This window comes from Candidatus Chloroploca mongolica (assembly GCF_004762035.2).
GTDB classification, from domain to species: Bacteria; Chloroflexota; Chloroflexia; order Chloroflexales; family Chloroflexaceae; genus Chloroploca; species Chloroploca mongolica.
Genome location: NZ_SIJK02000018.1, coordinates 106,830 through 109,994, shown reverse-complemented (window position 1 = coordinate 109,994; position 3,165 = coordinate 106,830). Strand labels below are relative to the sequence as shown.

At 59.9% G+C, this 3,165-nt stretch carries 2 protein-coding genes and 1 tRNA gene; all 3 read left to right on the top strand.

Features of this window, described 5'->3' with window-relative positions:
- The first annotated feature begins 183 nt into the window (after positions 1-183).
- Positions 184-275: transfer RNA gene (locus EYB53_RS11790), tRNA-Ser, on the top strand.
- 106 nt (positions 276-381) lie between these two features.
- Positions 382-2,379 (top strand): hypothetical protein, encoded by a 1,998-nt coding sequence (locus tag EYB53_RS11785; protein WP_135478376.1) that lies wholly within the window; start codon positions 382-384, stop codon positions 2,377-2,379.
- Between the two features lie 146 nt (positions 2,380-2,525).
- On the top strand, positions 2,526-3,165 hold a 640-nt coding region (locus EYB53_RS11780; RefSeq protein WP_135478386.1), incomplete at its 3' end, for a DUF2202 domain-containing protein.

The window sequence follows — 3,165 nt, the reverse complement described above, 5'->3', positions numbered from 1 at the left end:
GTAGGGGCACCCGCCAGGGGTGCCCCTACAGGGCCGGGTGCCGCCGTTGGCGCCGCTGGTTGCATGCACATGCTGCCACATAGCGCGTATGTTTGTATCCGATTTCGGATGATGCAATCGCCCTAACCCGAAGACATACACGGGTTGCACCAGCATTCACCTCATGGTACAATCGCCAGCATTGGGCAGGTCGCATAGTCTGGTCTAGTGCGCGGCACTGGAAATGCCGTACAGCGGCAACGCTGTCGAGGGTTCGAATCCCTCCCTGCCCGCCATCTATTTCCTCTTTTCTATCTTCTAAATCCTTAGTCTTATAGCCAATACCGATGCCCCGGTAGATCAATGGAGTGCTGACTTCTGTCGGCTGCCCGTCAGGTGCCTATGATCACGTCACCGCACCCTCGCTCACGTACGCTCTTTGTCGCCCTGACCCTGCTCTTGAGCGGCTGGTATCTGCTGACGATGAGTGGGCATACCTATTCGCCCGATGAAGAGACGATGCTGGCCGTCACGCGGAGTCTGTTTGAGCAGGGTGATGTGGCGGTGCGCAATGACGCTGATGAGCCGTTTTCAGCGTTGCGGCCCGGGCGTGAGGGTCAGTCCTTTTCACCGTATGGGGTATTGCCATCGCTGCTTGCCTTGCCGCTCTATGCCCTGGGGTCATGGTTCGGAGGCAGCGATCCGGCCACCAGCAGTTATACAGCCCGCTTTGCGGTGATGATGCTCAATGGGCCGATCACCGCAGCGACCGCAGCCCTGATCGCCTGGTGGGCCCTCAAACTGGGCGCACGCCATCGTTGGGCAGTGCTCCTGGCCCTCCTCTATGGCCTGGCAACCTTCGCGTGGCCTTATGCACGGACTTTCTTTTCTGAACCAGTTGCGGCTCTGTTGCTGTTGCTTGCTGCCGAACGCGCCTGGAGCGCAGGCCAGTTCCTTCGCCAGTCTGGGTCGGCATCTCCACACCCCAGTCGTGCGCACTCCAGTTCGCCTCCAAAAGAGCATCTCGCGTCGGTTTCCCTGATGCTCTTTTGCTCCGGGTTGGCGGCTGGCCTGTTGCCGACAACCCGGATCGCCGCTGGCGTGGCGCTGCCGATCCTCGGTCTCTATCTGCTCTGGATGAGTGGAGAGGCATGGCGGCAACGGCGATACCGTGAAGCATGGCTTGTACCGTTTGCCTGGGGCGTCGGGTTGGTGCCTGGCCTTGCCATCCTCGTATGGTACAACTTGGCTCGTTTTGGCACACCCTTCGCCTCGGGGTACGCGAGTGAAGCAAACCTCTTTACGGCACCGCTCACCGAAGGGCTCTATGGGTTGCTCGTTAGCCCGGGCAAGAGTCTCTTTTTGTTTGCCCCACCAGTTTTGCTGGCCTTGCCAGGGGCCGTGGTGCTGTGGCGACGCGGGCACCGCGAGGCGGTACTGCTCGGCTTGGGGCTCTTTCTGAGCCACCTGCTACTCTATGCGCGCTGGGGCGAATGGCAGGGCGGTGGCGTCTGGGGGCCACGCTTTTTGTTACCTGCCATCCCGCCGCTGATCCTGCTAGCCGCCGGGTTATGGCAACACAACCCTGATGAAGGTCACGCTCCCCGGGGTCGCAGTCGCATTGGCCTGGTGATCCTCGTGGGGGTGATCGGTTTTGTTGGTAACCTGGGCGGTGTTCTCTTCAACTTCAGCACCTACGTCGTGCTCGCAACACCGACCGACAAGGTCTACACGCTATCTGGTTCACCGCTGCTTGGACATTGGCAGATGTTGGCGGAACGCTGGCGTGCGTATACCGCACCGGCACCGATCTGTCATCTCGGGGATGGCTGGTATGCCAGTGAAGACCCGGGAGGGGCGCTGCTACCACGGCGTACAGGGGCGCAGGGCAAGCTCAGATGTGCCACCGCCGGTACCCAACTCACGTTCACCCTGGATGATCGCCGTCCAGCCGAGGCCCCCACAAGTCAACTGACCCTCTGGTTGAATGAGGAGCGTATCGGCACGCCACCAACGGGCACCATCCGCACCTATCGCCTCCTGATACCATCAGGCAGAGCCCGGCTGAAGATCGAGGCCGTCACATGGAATCCGCAGGCCATCGGCTTCAGTGAGCGCAACGACGAACTCGGGCCACAACTGATGGTTCTCCGGGGGCGCACAGAAGATGGTGTGCCCATCACTATTGCCAACACTGCCATTGCCCCGCTGCCAACCCGGACACGGCCACGCTGGGCCTGGTACTACGACCCGCCCAACCAGCACCTGCTTGACCACTGGGCCTGGTACCTGCCGCGCATCGAATTGACCGGGCCACGCGCCTGGACTGGCGCACTGCTGATCATCGTCACCGGAAGTGCGCTGCTTGGAAGCGGCATACGCTTACAGCGCCAGAGCTGACCATCACCCGTCAACCCGTTTCTAACCAGAACTTCCACCACCTTTGCAACGCAACTCCATCGCTTCTCCATCGCTTCCTGCTAGACTGGGATCATACCGTTCAGCGGCAAGTAGCGAAGCAAGCCGCCCAGTCAAAGGAAACAATAATGCGTACGACCATGATCATCCTCTTACTCATCACCTTGCTCACCGGATGTGCAGTCACACCAGCGAGTGCAAGTCCTGGTAGCGCACTGCCGAGCGATCCAGCGACGATTGCCGCAACCAACCTGAGTCAAGAACAGCGTGACGGCCTTGTTTTTATGCGTGAAGAAGAAAAACTGGCCCACGATCTCTACATAGCGTTAGGTGCAGCATGGAACCTACCCGTCTTTACCAACATCGCGGCAAGCGAGCAGACGCACACCGACGCCGTCAAGACCTTGTTGGAGCGCTATGGCATCGCTGATCCAGCGGCAAGCACGGCACCTGGCGTATTCAGCAATCCAGCTCTGCAAGCCCTCTACAATGACCTGTTGGCCCAGGGCAAAACATCTGTCACAGCAGCCCTCAGCATTGGTGCCGCGGTTGAAGAAATTGACATTCTGGACCTACGCGAACGGGCAACAAGCGATCTGCCTGCCGACATTGCCCGGGTCTACAGCCAACTCGAAGCCGCCTCAGAGAACCACCTGCGTGCCTTTGTGAGCCAGTATGAAGCCAAGGCAGGCACCACTTACGCGCCACAGCACCTATCGGTGACGGAATACACCGCTATTATGGAAGCAACTGGGCAGGGTAATCAAG

Excerpts from the sequence above, each read along its gene's own strand:
- EYB53_RS11785 (WP_135478376.1), top strand. The coding sequence starts at position 382 with ATGATCACGTCACCGCACCCTCGCTCACGTACGCTCTTTGTCGCCCTG.